The organism is Streptomyces sp. NPDC048603 (genome assembly GCF_043199475.1).
Classification (GTDB): Bacteria; Actinomycetota; Actinomycetes; order Streptomycetales; family Streptomycetaceae; genus Streptomyces.
In genome coordinates, this window is sequence record NZ_JBICVY010000007.1 from 130233 (window position 1) to 146219 (window position 15987).

General features: G+C 69.7%; 13 protein-coding genes. 7 read left to right on the forward strand and 6 right to left on the reverse strand.

What is annotated here, in order from left to right:
• The first annotated feature begins 42 nt into the window (after positions 1–42).
• The 4 genes from ACGFQ9_RS18710 (at position 43) to ACGFQ9_RS18725 (ending at position 4570) form a co-directional block, all read left to right on the forward strand.
• Positions 43–477, forward strand: coding sequence for a very short patch repair endonuclease (locus ACGFQ9_RS18710; RefSeq protein ID WP_393575364.1), 435 nt, complete (start codon positions 43–45; stop codon positions 475–477).
• A gap of 135 nt (positions 478–612) precedes the next feature.
• Positions 613–2646: a multiprotein-bridging factor 1 family protein gene (locus tag ACGFQ9_RS18715; protein WP_393574906.1), complete on the forward strand. Its 2034-nt coding sequence runs from the start codon at positions 613–615 to the stop codon at positions 2644–2646.
• Complete coding sequence (locus tag ACGFQ9_RS18720) at positions 2643–3626, forward strand: hypothetical protein (protein ID WP_393574907.1); 984 nt, start codon at positions 2643–2645, stop codon at positions 3624–3626. The genes ACGFQ9_RS18715 and ACGFQ9_RS18720 overlap by 4 nt, the downstream gene beginning before the upstream one ends.
• A complete protein-coding gene (locus ACGFQ9_RS18725) occupies positions 3623–4570 on the forward strand; it encodes a DUF6339 family protein (RefSeq protein ID WP_393574908.1) in 948 nt (315 codons plus the stop codon). Before ACGFQ9_RS18720 ends, ACGFQ9_RS18725 begins: the two co-directional genes overlap by 4 nt.
• 18 nt (positions 4571–4588) lie before the next feature.
• On the opposite strand, the gene ACGFQ9_RS18730 is transcribed toward ACGFQ9_RS18725, so the two are convergent.
• The 6 genes from ACGFQ9_RS18730 to ACGFQ9_RS18755 form a co-directional block, all read right to left on the reverse strand.
• Positions 4589–5878: a DNA cytosine methyltransferase gene (locus ACGFQ9_RS18730; protein WP_393574910.1), complete on the reverse strand. Its 1290-nt coding sequence runs from the start codon at positions 5876–5878 to the stop codon at positions 4589–4591.
• Between the two features lie 66 nt (positions 5879–5944).
• Positions 5945–6931: a DNA cytosine methyltransferase gene (locus ACGFQ9_RS18735; RefSeq protein WP_393574911.1), complete on the reverse strand. Its 987-nt coding sequence runs from the start codon at positions 6929–6931 to the stop codon at positions 5945–5947.
• 40 nt (positions 6932–6971) lie between these two features.
• Complete coding sequence (locus tag ACGFQ9_RS18740) at positions 6972–9950, reverse strand: Z1 domain-containing protein (RefSeq protein ID WP_393574912.1); 2979 nt, start codon at positions 9948–9950, stop codon at positions 6972–6974.
• 17 nt (positions 9951–9967) lie between these two features.
• Complete coding sequence (locus ACGFQ9_RS18745; RefSeq protein ID WP_393574913.1) at positions 9968–10936, reverse strand: PD-(D/E)XK motif protein; 969 nt, start codon at positions 10934–10936, stop codon at positions 9968–9970.
• Positions 10929–12461, reverse strand: coding sequence for an ATP-binding protein (locus tag ACGFQ9_RS18750; protein WP_393574915.1), 1533 nt, complete (start codon positions 12459–12461; stop codon positions 10929–10931). Before ACGFQ9_RS18750 ends, ACGFQ9_RS18745 begins: the two co-directional genes overlap by 8 nt.
• A gap of 111 nt (positions 12462–12572) precedes the next feature.
• Positions 12573–13568 (reverse strand): hypothetical protein, encoded by a 996-nt coding sequence (locus tag ACGFQ9_RS18755; RefSeq protein ID WP_393574917.1) that lies wholly within the window; start codon positions 13566–13568, stop codon positions 12573–12575.
• Positions 13569–13669: 101 nt separating this feature from the next.
• On the opposite strand from ACGFQ9_RS18755, the gene ACGFQ9_RS18760 reads away from it, so the two are divergent.
• From ACGFQ9_RS18760 to ACGFQ9_RS18770, 3 genes are all read left to right on the forward strand, one after another.
• Complete coding sequence (locus tag ACGFQ9_RS18760) at positions 13670–14449, forward strand: class E sortase (protein WP_393575365.1); 780 nt, start codon at positions 13670–13672, stop codon at positions 14447–14449.
• A gap of 100 nt (positions 14450–14549) precedes the next feature.
• Positions 14550–14885, forward strand: a complete 336-nt coding sequence (locus ACGFQ9_RS18765) for a DUF6412 domain-containing protein (protein WP_393574919.1) — start codon at positions 14550–14552, stop codon at positions 14883–14885.
• A 159-nt stretch (positions 14886–15044) separates the two neighbouring features.
• A complete protein-coding gene (locus ACGFQ9_RS18770) occupies positions 15045–15878 on the forward strand; it encodes a YidC/Oxa1 family membrane protein insertase (RefSeq protein WP_393574921.1) in 834 nt (277 codons plus the stop codon).
• Positions 15879–15987: the final 109 nt, after the last annotated feature.

Genomic DNA, 15987 nt, shown 5'->3' on the forward strand with positions numbered 1-15987 from the left:
GTCGACAATGGACGTGTGGAGAAACTCCAGACGACGGCCGGAGTGCGCCGACGCATGAGCAGCCAGAAGAGCCGTGACACCGGGGTCGAGGTCGCCCTGCGGAAGCTGCTGCATGCTTCCGGCCTGCGCTACCGGATCCACCGGCGCCCGATGAAGGGGGTGCGTCGGGAGGCGGACATCGTGTTCGGGCCCGTCAAGGTGGCCGTGTTCGTCGACGGCTGCTTCTGGCACGGCTGCCCGGAACACGCGACCTGGCCACGGAACAACGCCGAGTTCTGGCGGACGAAGATCGAGGGCAATCGCCGGCGGGACGTGGACACGGACGTCCGCCTCGCCGAGGCGGGTTGGCTGCCCGTACGGATCTGGGAGCACGAGGACGCGACGGTGGCGGCGGAGCGCGTCATCGAGGCCGTCGCGGAGCGTCGCGAGGCGGCGGCGCTCCGGCGGGCCACGCGCAGGGCGGGTAAGTTCATTTGACAGCCGAAATCTGTCAAATGTCGCTGATACGCTGAGCGTTTCCAAGAGCGTGTCGGGTACGGACGGGGGCGTTCAGTGGGGGAGAGCAGGGCAGGTTTCGGTCCTTGGCTGGAAGGACAGTTGGATCGTCTGGACATGTCCCGGGGCGAACTGGCCCAGCGGCTGGGCTTCACCGTCGCGATGATTTCCGCCTGGGCCGACGGCCGTTCGGAGCCCCGTGAGGACACCAGAACGGCCCTGGCCGAGATCTTCGGATCGGCACCCCCCTCGTCGGAGCGCGGCGTGCCCGACGCCGTCACCGCAGGCCCCCTGCGGTGGTACCACCGCCGTGCCCACGCGGACGGTGGTCGGGAGTACGGCAACGCCGCGGCGTTCGCCTTCGACGCGGACATGGCGGTCCTCACCCGAGAGGCGACCCAGAACTCGTTGGACGAACGGCTCGATCCACGTGCGCCGGTGCGGGTCGAGTACACGTTGCACGAGCTCACCGGTACGCGCCTGCGGGAATTCCTCGCGGCCCTGCACTGGGACGAACTCCGCCCGCACTACGAGCAGGCCGCCGCAGCACAGCAGAAGGTCTCGCGGAGCCTCCGCGCGGCACTGGAGGAGCTGCGCACGGCGGATTCGCTGCTCCTGCTGAGGGTGGACGACCACAACGCGACCGGTCTCACCGGTCCCGAGTACGAGGACGGTCGGTTCGCCGCAGTGGTCCGGCGGCAGCTGGACAGCCGCAAGGAGTCCGGCAGCCGGGCGGGCGGTTCTTACGGCCTGGGCAAGGCCACCCTCTGGGCGACGAGCCGGTTCGGTCTGGTGCTGGTCAACTCCACCCTGTCCGAAGCGCATGAAGGGCGCACCGACCGCCGGGTGATCGGCCGTCTCGACCTCCCGTGGCACGAGGTCGACGGGATCGCGTACGCGGGACCGGCCTGGTTCGGCGAGCCGGACACGGCCGCCGAGCACCGGGACGTGTCCCGGTCCTGGTGGGCCGAGGGGCAGACGGTCCGGGACCTCCATCTCGAACGACGTGGTGCCGAACCGGGAACGTCGTTCCTCATCGTCGGCGCCCACGACGCGTCGGGAGACGCGGAAGACCTCCGGGAGCTGCACGACAAGTTGGTCCGTTCCCTCGCGGACGGATTCTGGGCCGCGATGGTCGGGGGACGACAGGCCGGTGCGCTGCTGCAGGCGACCGTGCGGACCCTGCGGGACGGACAGGAGGTCGTGCCCGAGGAGCGCGTGGACCCCTCGATCCGGCACCCGGCTCTGTGCCGTGCGCTCCGGGCGTACCTCGACGGCGACACGGTGGCGGCGCTCACGTCGGAGGAGCAGGTTGCCGTGGTCGACGTACCGCTCGTGGTGACCCCTCTCAAGGGGCGTGCCGGTGCGCGTGCGAAGGGGCGGGAGCACAAGGCGGTCCTGTTGCTCACCCCCGCGGCCGACGGGGACGAGAGGCACAGTCGCGTCGTCTGCATGCGGGGCAACCGCATGACGATCACCGAACACCGGCCGCGGGAGCTGCCGCCGGGCTCCATTCCGTTCCAGGCCGTGCTGCTGGCCGGGTACGCGACGGAGCGGGAGGGGGACGACGTCGCGCTCGCCGAGGCGTTCCTGCGTGCGTCGGAGCCGCCGGAGCACGACCGCTGGGACCGTACGGAGGAGCTCACCTCGCTCTACGAACGGGGTGCGCTCACCCGGCTGAAGGAGTTTCGGGCGGAGATCGACAAGGCCGTCCGCGGTCTGGTGCAGCGGGATGCGACCCCGCGCACCGAAGGCCCGGCGGGGCTGCGGGAACTGCTGCGTCTGGATCACGATGTGCCGGCGCAACGCCGATCGACGGCGTTCCCGACCGTGGACAGGCTCGATGCCCGTGTGGAGCCGTCCGGCGCGTGGAGCGTGACGGTGACGGTCAAGCTGCCCGCCGCCGAGGATCCGTGGCTCCTGACGCCGGTCGCGAAGTTCGACGTGAGGTCCGGAGGAAAGCCGGTGGTGGACTGGGCGAGCCTGGCCGCCACGGAGAACTGCCGGATCGACCGCGGACACCTGGTGGTCGATGCCGGAGTCCGGCGGGTGGAGTTCCGGGGAATCACCGATCCCGCCAGTCACCCCGTGCCCGGTGCTCTGGCCCGCTTGGTCGTCGAGGTCCAGAAGACCCGCGGAGGTGCCGTGTGATCCGGGCGTTCCCCTATCCCGTCCTGTTCGGCGACGTCGCCGTCCGGGTCCTCTCCGTTCGGGTGGACGGTGACGAACTTCCCTATTCGATGATCTCTCCGTCGGGGCGTACGGTCGCCCTGCACCAGGCCGGTCGTGGCTCGTGGGAACGGGCTCGTCTCCGGGTGGCGGTGACCGTTCCGGACTCGGAATTGGCCGACGGGCCCTGGTCGGACGTGGTGTTCCTCGCGACCCTGTCCGAGAAGGCGACCAATGCCCGGGCCACCGGGGTGCTTCACAGGACCGCAGGCGGGACGGTCGAGGGCACCGTCGAGTTGGACCGGGCGCGTCACCATGACCGGGTCACGCTGGGTGTGTCCGTCGTGGCGACCGTCGACGGGGTCGCGGGACGACTGATCGGTTCCGGCAAGGAACCCTGGTATGTGGATCTCCGTGCCTCGACCCCGGAACGGGGTCAGGAGATCGAGATCGTCGAGACCGATTTCGGCGGTGGAGAACACGAGTGGTTGCGCCCCTACCGGGAATCGGTGTGGATCGTCGAGACGACGGGTGACATGCCCACCGTCTACCTGAACACGGCGGCGGTGGAGGGACTGATCGAGCTTCTCCACGCGCGCGGTGGGACACCGGCAGAGCGGGCGGTCCGCGACATGACGCACAGCATGATCGCCCAGGATGCGTGGACGGCGATGTTCCACAGCGCCGCCGGTGACCTGGACACCGACGAGGACGGCACCCCGATCATGCCGAGCGGCTGGCGTGAGTCGGTGCTGCGCTCCATGCTCCCCCACGTACTGCCCGGACTTCAGCCCGCGGATGCCTTGCACGAGATCCTGCAGCGTCGGGAGAAGGGCTACGGCTGGGCGGAGCTCCAGACCGGCGTGCAGTTCGCCGCGGGCCGGCGCAGCCGCAACGGAAGGAACCTGACCACCGCGGTTCGCTCGCTGGGCGCCGCGCTCGAAGCGGGAGGGGATCGATGAGCCGCGGAGACGTCCACGATTTTCCGCCCACCCTCGGGCTGTTGCCCGACATGGCGGCCGCGCGGCATCTGTCCCTTGCCGTGCAGACCGGTGAGCAGAGGCCGCCCCAGGTCGCACTCCGGCGGGCTTCGGAGACACTCGGTCCGGCCCGGCGCTGGCAGACGGAACCAGTGCGCGAGCTGGTCGACAAGGCCATGGAACGGTTCGATTCGAGGAGGGCCGAGGCGGACGGCTGGTTGGCTCCTCGCCTGCATGCCACCCTGCGCATGACGCGTTCCGAGGCGGCGGACAGCCGTCTGTGGAACTTCCTCGCCATGGTCGTGGCTCCCGATTACGTGTCCTGGCGTCACAGGGGAGCCGACTCCGAGGACGGGCTGGGGACGGTCCAGGCCGCTCGCTTCCGAGGGCCGCATTACACCCAGGCCTTCTCGCGTCTGTGGTGGGCCGCCGAGCTGTTCCGCGATGGATCCGATTACCGGCCGGTGGAGACCGCCTGCCGGGTGCAGGACGTCCTGCAGACCACCATGCGCCTGGACGTGATCGACCACCGGCCCACCGCCCAGGCGATGCTGCGGGTGATCGAGCGCCGTATGGCCGAGGGCGCCACACGCATGGGAGATCGCGTCAACGCCTTCTCCGCGGCGGTGAACACGGCGGGCAGCACCCTGGTCTACGACGTGCTGGCGCCGGACGAGACACCGGACACCGACGCTCTGCGGGACTGGATCGACGACTCCGAGGACGCCCCGCCGGTGCCCTGGGACGCCCTGCCCGACGGACCGGACGACGGGCCGGTCCGCGCCGGGGCGGTCGATGCTCTCGTCCCGATCTTCGAAGAGCTCCTCAAGAGCGCTCCGCTGAGGAACCGGTCGAAGGGCGTCAGGGTTCCCGCGGCCCGGACACCCGCCGGGGTGTCCCTGGTGAAGGCCACGGACCGGAGCTGATCACCAGGCCGAGGAGGATCAGGACCCCGGGGCAAGGAACCGGTGGATCGACTCGGCCAGGGCCCGTCCGAGTCCGACGGGCACCGCGTTGCCGATCTGCCGGGCGATCTGGGTCTTGGTCCCGAACCACTTGAAGCCCTCGGGGAACCCCTGGATCAAGGCGGCCTCGTAGTGGGTGATGGGCCGGGGATCAGAGGGGTGCAGATAGCGCCCCTTCTCCGGCTTGTAGAACTCGGTGCGAATCGTGACGGAGGGCGAGTCCCACCGAAGCCGGCCCATGACATCGCCCGATCCCGAGTTGTGCTTGTCCCAGCTTTCGGTCGACAGGGGGTGCTCGGGGGTGTTCAGGAGTTCGTATCCGGCGTCCGTCGAGAGTCGGATCTCGCCCTTCGAATCGAGCCGGTAGTAGACCCCGCGAAGGTTCTTCCGGTTCCCACCTTCGGGAATCGCCTTGTACCGGGCCCGGGAAAGTGTAACCGGATTGCGGCCGAAATGCAGGTCCCTGGTGAGGTAATGGCCGGGAACTCCGGCCACAAGGGGTTCCTCGCCGACCCGGGGTTCGGGGAGCCCGTCCGCGAGTGACTTCTTGTCGGACTTCTCGAAGATGTCCCGAACCGAATTCCATCGGGGCTTCCCCGGGCCCTCGGTGCCGCCGGCCTGGAAAAGGGCAGCCTGGGCCCCGTCCGCCTCGGGAGCGTCCCCGCGCTTGTCGTGAGTCGCGTCGGGGTGGACGAGCGGTTCCGCGAAATCCTTGTGCGTACAGATGACTATGACCCGTTTGCGGGCCTGGGGAACACCGTAGTCGGCGGCATTGAGCAGTGCGGGGACCACGGTGTAGTCGTGGAGCGGATGCCCCGGGGTTTTCGACGCGGTGCAGAGGTCCTGGTATTGCGGGGACTTCAGAAACCGGTCGACGTTCTCGATGACGAACAGTTTGGGGTGGACCTTGGCGACCACCTTGACGTATTCCTGCCACAGTTCGTTCCGCGGATCGTCGGGGTCCTCCTTGCCGAGGCCCGAGAAGCCCTGGCAGGGCGGACCGCCCATGATCACGTCGACTTCGCCCTTGAACTCCGTGGCGTCGAACTTGGCGATGTCGCCCGGGTAGACGTGAGCGCGACCGAAGTTGGCGGCGTACGTCGATGCAGCGGCCGCGTCGAACTCGACTGCGGCGACGGGCGTGAACGGGTTGCCGCCACTCTTCGGTTCATACGTGGCGAAACCGGCAGAAAAGCCACCTGCCCCGGCGAACAGGTCCATTACTCGGACCTGTCCGGAATGTGATGCCTGGGGCTGCGTGCTGGTCATGGGTTCCAAGTGTAATCACTGTCAAGCCGGGTCATCCCGGTCGTTGTGGAAGGCGGGAGCGGTTCCTCACGCCCGGAGGGCGGCGGCGATCGCCGCCCCCAGGGCCTGCCCGACCGGCGGCGGTGAGGCATGGCCGATCTGCCGGTACCGGGCGGTCTTCCGGCCGGCGAAAGCCCAGTCCTCCGGGAAACCCTGCAGGATCGCGGTCTGTTCCGTGGTCAGCCTGACCAGGCCCTCGCGGCCCAGACCGGGATCCCAGACGAAGGAGCGGTCCGGTACGGCGTCCGCGATGCTGCCGCCGTACACGCCCATGCGCTCCCAGGCCGTCTTCGTCCCCCTCGGTCCGAGGTCACCACCACCGCGGTCCCAGGACCCTCCGACGATGGTGCGGGCCGGCTCGTCCGCCTGGCGGGCCCAGCGCTCGGCGTCCGCCCAGCCCCGCGTGGCCATGGACCGACCCAGGGCCTCGCCGACCGTCCGGTGTTCCTTCACGGTCGGCGAGGGTTCGACGAACGCGTCCAGCGCGTCCCCCTTGAAGGCGACGAGGATGCCCTGCAGGCGGATCTGCGGAACCCCGAAGTCGGCGGCGTTGACCACGAACCACCTGTGGCGATAGCCGAGGTGCGCCAACTCCTCCGCGATGTAGTCGCGGAGAGGCTCGTAGTCGGCCCTCCTGACCAGGTGCGGGACGTTCTCTATCAGCAGCGCCCGAGGCTGTACACCGTGGAGCAGCCAAATCGTCGCCTGGAGCAGGCGCACCTCGGCCTCGCTGTCCTTGCGGTTCACCGTGGCGGTCGCCTTCACCCGGGGCAGCCCCGCCGACAGCAGGTCGACGTCGTACGTCCGGGTGTGCTCGGAGGGGTCGAAGGCCAGGAGGTCACCCTCGTGCACGCTCCACCCAGGACGGTTCGACCGCAGCGTCTCGCATGCCACGTCACGATCGTCCACGAGCAGCACCGGGTCGAAGCCCGCCCGCTCCAGGCCGAGCGCGAGCCCACCTGCCCCGGAGCAGACGTCAAGTGAGCGCAGTCGCCCCGGTTCCCGATCGTTCACGCGTCTCCCCCGACACCCGCAGCCGACCCCGACGAGCAGATCACCGAACGGCGATCTTCGAGACGTCGATGATCGCATCCTGGCTCGACGAGATCGTCGTGAACTGGACAACCTGGCCGTTCGCGCTGTGGGCCGCCGCAGGGGCCACGAACGCGAAGGCCATCACGAGCCTGCCGGCGTCGATGCTCCCGTCCTGGAACGACTCCCGGTGCTCCCGTTCCACGATCGGGTACAGGACCACCGCGCCCCGCCGGTCGGCGACCAGGGACTCCGTCGCCGGGTCGCCGGAGTCGGGCAGGGCCCCGGCGATGCGGTGGGCCACACCACGGTGCTTCTTGTCGCTGATCGCACCGAAGAGCGGGAACCGGTCCCGACGGCGGTCACGCTCGAACCAGGAGTAACGGCGTCCCTCCGAGCCGAGGACCACGCTCTTTCCGTGGGCTCCCGCATGCTGGGGCGCCAGCACCACCCACTCCTCGACCAGACCCTTCTTGGTGATCTCCTCGATGTAACGCAGGTGGGGAGCGAACTGTTGCGGGTGCTCCCACACGAGTTCGCTCACGAGCGACAGGAAGTCGTCCGCCCCGAGAGTGCCGGTCAGCGCGCGGTAGCGGTGGACCACCTTCCCCGCCTTCTCGTCCTCCAGGGTGCAGGCGTACGTCCCGGCGTCCCGGCCCAGGGAGTCGAGCACGGGCACCCACAGCCCGGTGTTGCCCGCGAGGTCCGCACGCTTCTGCGGATAGGCCGTCGGCTCCTCCCACCGACCGGCCGACCGCACCAGTTCGAGCCTCGCGTTGTACATCTTGTTCGGGCTCGTCGGCTTCAGCCACGGAAGGTGCTGCGACACCAATGGCGGAACCTTGTCCGGCGTGATCTGCGGCAGTCCGTCGACCATCACGGAGTAGCGTTCCAACTCGCCGCGGAACGCCTCTTCGTCCAGGCACAGGGCGTGGAACGCCTCGTACAGGTCGAGGTCCTTGTCCTTGTTGTTGCCCGTGCCGGCCTCGTTGCGCCCCAGGTAGAGGCGGATCAGGTCCCGGTACCCCCGCCGGAAGCCGAACCAGCGTCCCATCTGCATCAGGGCCGACGCGTTGCCCGCCCGGCGACGGAAGTAGGAGACGGTGAGCCCCTCGACGGTGAAGCCGCGCGCCAGCAACTGACCGCCCACCAGGATCTTCCAGATGGGCCGCTTGTCGAAGTCGGCCTCGCCGGTCTCCAGGTCCTTGTCCCCGTTCACCACGATGACGGGCCTGTCGTCCCGGCCGATGCGCATGGCGGCCGGTCCCACGAAGGGGATGAGGTCGTCGTACGTCGGGGGCACGGCATGACCGTCGGCGCGCACGGCCGACACCGGTGCGATGTCGGTCTCGAACAGCTTGCGCAGCCGCGCGTGCCCACTCGGGCCGGTGTACCCGGCGTTCTCCCAGAGGCCGAGCACCCGGGTGTGCAGTTCGCGGTGGTCGTTCGTCCGGACGGACTCGTGGACGAGCATCGTGTGGTGCTCGAAGTGGCCGTCACCGAGTCCGCCGACCTGCTCCCGGTACAGCTTCACGGCGGCCGTGAGGACGAACATGTCCATGGCCTCCCGCAGGCAGGTGTCGTCGTCGTCGGCGCCCGCGCCGATGTCTCGGACGTGGGCCAGCTCGTTGGAGTTGGCGAGGGTGCGTTCGCCCTCCTCCAGTGCGGAGTCGAGGTCGTGGAAGTCACGGGCGCCCATGTAACCCGCCGGACGCGGGAGGGAGATGATGAAGTCCTTGGGGAAGATGTCCTCGGTGTCGCTGGGGTCGACGAAGACGTTGGCGAACGGGGTGGCGGTGTACCCCACGTACTGGGCTCGCGGCAGCATCCTCAGCAGCTTGGAGATCTGCTCGTTGATGGCGCTGCGCTTCTCGGCCTCCGGCCTGGTGGTGTTGACCGAGGCCTCGTCCGATTCGTCGTCGATGATCAGGACCGGGATCTGGTCCAGGGGGGTCTTGATCTTCCCGAGGTCCTTGACCAGCTTCGAGAGCACGGTCTTGTTCTTCTTGACGACCATGAGCCGTCCCGCGCAGGCGTGGAGGTTCTCCGGGTCGTACAGCGGGCGGCCCGGCTTGCGCTTGTGGAACTCCAGAGCCGTGATCCCCTGGAGGAGGCTCTTGTAGTCGTCGTCGCGGGTGGTCATCCGCACGATGTCGAAGGCACCCAGGGCCGACGGCAGATCCCCGAAGGACAGGAAGCGCCCCGCCTGCCAGGCGGGGTCGTCCGCGTAGTCCGCCTCCGCCTCGGCGCTGCCCCGCAGGATGTTCTCCCGCCCCACGAGTTCCATGTCCAGGCGGCGCTGGGTCTGCGCCCGCAGCGTGTTGATGATTCCGCCGAGCACGATGACCAGGCGGTATCCGGAGTCGAAGGCCTTGGCGATGACACCCGTGAAGTTGGCCGTCTTGCCCGACTGGACGTAACCGACGACGAGCCCCTTGGACTGGTACGCCGCCTCGGCCGTGGGGTCGGCCAGGCGCTCGACGACCCGGTCCGTGGCCTCGTCCAGATCGGCGACGGCCTGGGCGGGCCACCCCTTGTCCGTGAGCAGGCGCCGGTACGCGGGCCAGTAGTAGGGCGGGGACGCCGGGGACGTCGGCGAGTACCAGGGACGGGGGGTGTCGCTGATGACCAGCGGGCCGGCCGTCCTCGAAACGGGAACGAGGTCGTCCAGCAGGGAGCCCGTCGTGGCGTCGACCCTCAGCAGCCCGTACACCTCGGTGCGTCGCTCGTCGGTGCGGGGCGCGGTCGAGGACCAGGCGGGGTCCTCCGCGTAGTCCCACTTGGTCAGTTGCCGGCGCCACAGCTCGACCACCGGATCCGTGGCGTGCGCGGTTCCCAGGGCCTCCCGGAAGTCGGCTTCCGAGGCGTGTGCCTCGGCTTCCGGTGCCATGTCGTCCACCTGGTACGCGAGCGCCTTCGCGAGGCTCTTCGGGCGGCTGCCGTCCAGGTCCGCGAGCACGGCGCGGTGCAGTTCGAGTCTGAGGTCTTCGGGGGTGGTCATCGCGGTTCCTGGGGTCGTCACGGGAGGCGGAAATCGGTGAGGTCGACGGGGGCCCCGGGCACGGGGCCCAAGTGGTTCAGCCGTATGTCGTAGTCGATCGACAGCACGTGATCACGGACATCGGGCGGCAGCATGGCCCGGGTGAGGCGGGGCAGCCTGTCCGCGGGCACCAGAAGCGGGTCGCTGCGCAGGGTCCACCGCTCGTCGTCCGGTTCGGTCGGGCTCCAGCCGGTCCGGCCGAGAGCTTCTTCCAGGCGCGCTCCCGCGATCCGGGAGGCAGCGCGTGCGTCCCGGACGACCGAGGCCACGGACTCCTGGAGCGACCGCCCGCCCGTCCCGCCGCGGGTCAGCTGCAGCGACGCCAGCCAGAGAGGGCGCCCGTTCGTCTCCTCCAGCTGGCCGATTCCGTGGACGGTGTGTCTGCGGTCCTCGCACGAGGTCGTCTTCACCTCGACGTCCGAGTCGGGCAGACCGAAGTCATGCTGTTCGCTTCGGGAGCCGGTCCAGGAGGTGACGGCCCCCTCCCAGCCGTGCGTTCGGGCCACCGAGAGCAGGACCGCGAGCTCACCGTGCAGCCCGATGCGCCGCTGGGCGCCCAGTCCGCGGGGCCGCGAGAGCAACCCGGCCCAGGCGTCGAGGGTCTCGTCCAGCGCCTGCCCCAGTTCGCGCTCACCGCTGACGATGCGGTCGGCGACGGCCATCAGCAGATCGTGGAAGTCCCTCATGAGTTCGACCTGAGTCGTGCGGACGCGGGCCATGCGCATGCCCCGGTGGGCGACCTGGTCGATGGCCACTGCCGGCACCGGGGAACGCGGCGGTTGCCGGTTGTGCCCGAGCTCCACGTGCAGTGCTATCCCGCGGCCGTCGTCGTCTATCTCGTAGGAGACGGTTCGTTCCGCGGTGGGAGCCGAAAGACGGTAGCTGGCCGCCTGGCGCAGACCGAGGTAGTACTCGACGGTCGACCAGGGGAGCCGGGGCTCAGTCATCGTCGGCCATGCGTTCGAGTTCGGCCCGTGCCGCGGCGACCAGGATGGACTGCCAGAGCTGGAGGTTGTCCTTCTCCCGGGAGCCGCTGTACTCCTTCTCGAACACCTGGTGTAGGAGCAGGTACATGAGGGACTTCAGTGTCGGCGCGTCGTTGAGTCCGCCACGCCGCCCACCGAGGACAGCGGAGCGGTAGTGCCGGTTGAGCACGATGACGCGGTCTTCTCGATCGATGTCGAAGAAGTTGCCGTTGTCCAGCTTCTCCCAGCGGACCGAGATGGGGTCCTCGTACGGCAGTACCGGAAGCTCGTCCTCCATCGCCTCGCGCAACGCGGGGTCGAATCCCTTGCCCGGTCCGATGACCGGCCTTCGGGTCGTACCCGCCTTCCTGCGGGCCTCCCGGTACACGGATTCGGCCGCGCCCACGTACTCGGTGAACGGACGGCCGTCGGAGTCCACGGCTTCGTTCAGCGCATCGGCGAACTCGGGGGACGTTTCGACTCCGTCCTTCTTCACGGTGAGTCGGAAGACGCCGTCGCCGTTCTCCGGCAGGTCGACTGCGATACGGGCGAGTGAGAGGTGTTGGTCGGGCTGCCGGAAGTTGTTCCAGCCGCCCGCCTGCACCAGCCGGTTGTGGCGGTAGAAGTAGAACCCCTGACGATCGAGTACGGAGCCGACCGCCTTGTATTCGTCCAGGGTGGACTTGGCGGGCCAGACGTGGGCGTCGAGGACCACGCCCCCCACCGAGGGCAGGGGGGCCGTGAACCTCCGTGGGAACTCCGGGTGGCCGGGCGTCGGGTAACCGAAGGGGTCCAAGGGGTCGACACCGAAGTTCATGTACTCGGTTCCGGTGTTGACGTCCTCCACGGCGATCGTGATGTTGAAGTCGTCAAGGGCGAGGAACCGGTGCAGCGAGAGGCCCAGCTGCATTCCCAGGCGGTTGATGGTGCGGTGCAGGTAGCGGTCGGTCTGCCCGCCCCCGCCGTGCGCGGGGAAGTTCTTCACTCCGTCCCAGCGGATGACCGTGCCCTGCCAGACGATGGGTCGCTCGGAGTAGCGGTCGATCAGGGTCTGGGCGTAGTCGGGGGCCACGATGTCGCACTGGTAGCCGTTCACGGCCCGTTCCATGAGCCAGCGCCGGCCGACCGCGCGGGTGCGTCGCGTCTTGGTGACGACGGTGACCGCGGAGGCGTGACTGAGCGAGGCCGACTTGAGTCCGGTCCCGAACATGCCCAGGGCGTTGGCGTCGTAGTCACGCCGGCCACCCACGGTCATGGCCACGTCGAGCTCATCCTCGGTCATGCCCTTGCCGTCGTCGATCACCAGCAGGCTGACGAGACGGTCCGCGTCGCGCAGGAAATGGATGACCACGTCGCGTGCGCCGGCGTCGATCGAGTTGTCGACCAGGTCCGCGATCGCTACCTCGAAGCCGTAGCCCTGGCTGCTCAGCGCCTCCATGTAGCGGGCGTCCGGAGGGAGGTGCTTGGTCCCGGTGGTCGGTACCTCGAACTGCCAGCGATCTGTCATTTCCTGCCTTGGTGTCGTCTCGTGCCGGGCACGAGCGTAGTACTCATACCCGGCACGCGGCAGAGGGGGAACGGCCGAAGTGGGAGACCGAGGCTTGGGGCATCGGCAGATTCAGATGCCGTGGCACGTGGCGTAGGGCTTGGTGGAGGTGCACCAGCAGGGGGAGGTGGGGGAGGGGGGCCAGGGGGTGGCTTTGCCGCGGGCGGCGAGGGTGGTGGCGTACTCGGCCAGGAGGGAGGGGGAGGCCGGGGAGGTCTTCTCGGAGGCGGCGAAGGCTTCGTAGGAGGGGACGCTGCCCGTGACGATGCCCAGGTTGTGGGTGCCGGAGGCGGCGAGGGTGCGGAGGGAGGTCTCGACGGCGGTCAGGTGGGCCGCGTGGGAGGGGTACTCCGTGGCGAGGGTGGGGTAGGCGGTGAGGAGTTCGGTGAGCTCCTCGACGGGCCAGTGGAGGAGGGCGACCGGAAAGGGCCGGGAGAGGGCGGCGCGGCGGTCGCCGAGTTCGGCGCGGAGGCGGGCGATCTCGGCGCGGAGTTCGGCGGGGTCGTTGGAGCCCAGGGCCCAGATGCGCTTGGGGTCGTGGAGTTCGTCGAGCGGGACGGGGCCGGTGTGGCGGGTGTCGGCGACCATGTCCCATTCGTCGTGCGGCAGTGCGAGCAGGCGGCGGACCCGGTGGCGGCCGGTGAGGAGGGCCGTGGTTGCCGGAGTGAGGGGTTCCGGTTCCTTGATCAGGAGGGTGGCGGCTTCCGTGAAGCACTCCTCGGCGGCGGCCAGTTCGTCGTGGGCTTCCAGGGCTTCCGCGATCACCTCCCACGGTGCCGGGTCGGTCGGTGCGGCGGCGCGGATGCCGGAGATCAGGGCGCGGGCCTCCGCCTCGTGGCCGTACTCCCAGAGATTGGCGGCCTGCAGGGCCTTCACGAGGTGGGGGTCGGCGGGGGAGGAGGACAGCAGCTGGTCGTAGAGGGTGCTCGCCCGGTCCCGTTCGTCGGCCAGTTCCAGGTGGGCCGCGGCCTGGAGGAGCAGTGGCTCCTGGTCCTCGGGGTAACGGGTCGCCGTGCGGATCAGACGCTCGGCTTCGGCGATGTGCTCGGCAGGCGTGTCGGGGCGCATGGTTCACACCGTACTGCCGCTGGTCAGTTGAGGGGGGAGGTCCTAGGGTGCCGGCCGTGAGAGATCGCATACCGGTGGTGGTGCAGCGGCGGAGCCGCGGGGTGCTGGCCCGGGGGTTGTGGGGTGGGGCTGAACTGGCGATCACCTTCGGGGTGGTTGTGTTGTTGCTGGTGGTGCATCAGGTGTGGTGGACGAACCGGCAGGCCGTCGCCGGCGCGAGGGAGCAGGTGGCGGTGTTGGAGGAGGAGTGGGGGGTGCCTCCGCTTCTTCCGTCTCCACGGCCGTCCGCGGCTGAGTCCGCGGCTGAGTCTGAATCTGAGGAGTCTGCGTCTGCGCCTGTGTCTCCGAATGCGCCTGATTTCGGGTCCGGGTCGGATGCCGGTTCCGGCCCCGGTTCCGGTTCGTCCTCCGGTGCTGGCCCCGGGGTGGGTGGGGGGTCGCGGGAGCGGGGGGCGTATGCCGTGCTGCGGATACCGCGGCTCGGGGTCGTGGTGCCGGTGGCCGAGGGGATCGGGCGGCGGGGGGTGCTCGACAAGGGGTACGTGGGGCACTACCCGGGGACGGCGGAGCCGGGGGCGCGGGGGAACTTCGCGCTGGCCGGGCACCGCAACACGCATGGTGAGCCCTTCCGGTACGTGAACCGGCTGCGGGCGGGGGACGAGATCTTCGTCGACGTGCGGGGGCGCAGGTACGTCTACGTGGTGGGGAAGGTGCTGCCGGAGACCTCGCCGCGGGACACCGGGGTGATCGCGGAGGTGCCGAGGAGTCTGGTGCGGCCCGAGTACGGGTACGACGGCCCCGGGTCGTACATCACGCTGACCACCTGCACGCCCGAGTACAGCTCCAAGTACCGGCTGGTGGTGTGGGGAACGCTGCGGTGAAGTTTTGCCGGGGGCGGGAACTCGGCGTCGGCGGGGTGCGTTGTGGGGGACAGTGCCGGGTGGTCCGGTGGAGGTGTGTCGCAGGGGCGGAGGGGAAGGGATGGGCAAGGGGTTCCGCGGTGCTTTCGTGCGGCTCGGGCCGGTCGCCGGGCCCGCTCTCCTGGTGTTCTTCGCGCTCCTGCTCGGGTCGGCCCTGGTGGGCTCGGCCGTGCTGGGCGAGGGCGGGCTGATCTCTGCCGTGAGCCTCGCGGCGACGGCCGTGCTGGGCTGTGTCGCCCTCGTCGCGCGGGCCGCCTCGCCTGTGCCGCCCACCCGCATACGTACCGCGATCCGTGATCGCGAGCAGCGTACGGCCTTCCTTCCGCAGCGTGATCCCGACGCCTCGGGCCGGGCCCGGCCCAGGGCGCCCGGCCGGCCGTCCCTGACGGCCGCGTAGGGGTTCCGTTCCGGTTTCCCGTTCGTCCTTTCGCGCTCCTGTGGTCAGGAGCGCCGCCCCTCGTGGTTCGTCACGCCGAGATCCCATGTTTTCGGTGCCGCCGTGCCCGTGCGGCCTTGTGGCCGTGCACGGCGGCAGGACTGACCCCGGAGGGTTCGCGTGTCCGTTTTTGGTGTGTTCGGTCTGCTCGTTTCCCGGCTTGCCGAGGTGCTCGACCCCGTCTTCGCGGCTTCCGCCACCGCGGTCGCGATCGTGGTGTTCACCGTTCTCGTACGGGTCGCCATGCACCCGCTGACCCGGGCCGCCTTCCGCGGCGAGCGGGCCAGGGCGGCGCTGGCGCCGCGGCTGGCCGAGCTCAAGCGCCGCCATCCCGGGCCGAAGAACGCCGACCGGCTGCAGAAGGCCGTCCTCGACCTGCATGCGGAGGCCGGCACGTCTCCGCTGGCCGGATGCCTGCCGATGCTGGTGCAGCTGCCGGTGTTCTTCGTGATGTACCGGGTGTTCTCGTCGGGGAAGGTCGACGGGGAGGTCAACGGGCTGCTCGGCGAGGAGCTGTTCGGTGCCCCGCTCGGCGGGACGTGGGGGGACGCCCTCGGTGACGGCGGCCTGCTCGGTGCGAGGGGGCTGGTGTTCCTCGGGCTGTTCGCGGCGATCGCGGCGGTGGCCGCGTGGACGGTGCTGCGGGCGCGGCGGGCCATGGCGGCGGGGAACGGCCCGGTGCTGCCCATCGCCGGCGGTGCGGGGCGCAAGGGTGCTGCCGGGTCCGGCGCGGACGAGCCGGGGGCGGCGGTGATGCGGCGGATGGTGAAGGTGATGCCGCTGATGGCGTTCGGGACGCTGGTCACCGCGGCCGTCGTGCCGCTCGCGGCGGGCCTCTACCTGCTGACCACCACCGCCTGGACGGCGGGCGAGCGCGCCTGGCTCCAGTACCGCTGGGCCAAGAGGGAGGAGGGGAAGAGCGGGGAGAAGGAAAAGGCCGGAATCGGGGCATAGCGGGGCGAGGGTGGAAGGTTACGGTCCAGTCTGTGAACAAGGTTTGCGCATTCGACCGGAACCTTGGAGGATCAACCAATCCTCCGATGGCCGCAACCCATCGTCCGGC